General features: G+C 61.9%; 1 protein-coding gene. It reads right to left on the reverse strand.

All coding sequences use genetic code 11. The features are described from left to right. The coding region (locus EN906_RS36550; RefSeq protein ID WP_245484419.1) for a LysR substrate-binding domain-containing protein at positions 1–540 on the reverse strand (540 nt) is incomplete at both ends.

Genomic DNA, 540 nt, shown 5'->3' on the forward strand with positions numbered 1-540 from the left:
TCACAGTATCGCGAAGCCAGCGATGGGCCGGGTCGGCGTCCATTCGCGGATGCCACATCGCCGATATCTTGAACTCCGGCGTGGGGACCGGGACTTCGAAGGTCGCAAGACCCGATGTGACAGGGAGATCGCTCGTCAAGCTGTTGCCCAGGCATGAATGCGGCACCAGCGCGACCAGATCCGATTGGCGTGCAATCCGCATTGCATCCGGATATCCAGGCACGACGACCCTTATCGCCCGTTTAAGCCCCAGCTTCTCCAGGGCGGCATCGACGGGCTCGATTCTCTCCCCATCCTTGGACGCCAAGACATGGTCGCAGGCGGCATATCTTTCTGCGGTCACCGCCGCGCGCTCGAGAAGAGGATGTCCAATTCGGGCCACGCCGACAAGCTTGTCATGGAACAGGAACTGGGTGCGTATCTCCGGCGCGGACGTTCCAAGCAGGCCGATCTCCAGATCAATGAGCCCCTCCCTTAGCGGCCGCGCGTCTTTGTCAGGTTTGGGGACAAAGCGAAGGCAGATCCGTGGGGCTGCCCGAG

It is taken from the genome of Mesorhizobium sp. M7A.F.Ca.CA.004.06.1.1, from assembly GCF_003999135.1.
In the GTDB taxonomy this organism is placed as follows: Bacteria; Pseudomonadota; Alphaproteobacteria; order Rhizobiales; family Rhizobiaceae; genus Mesorhizobium.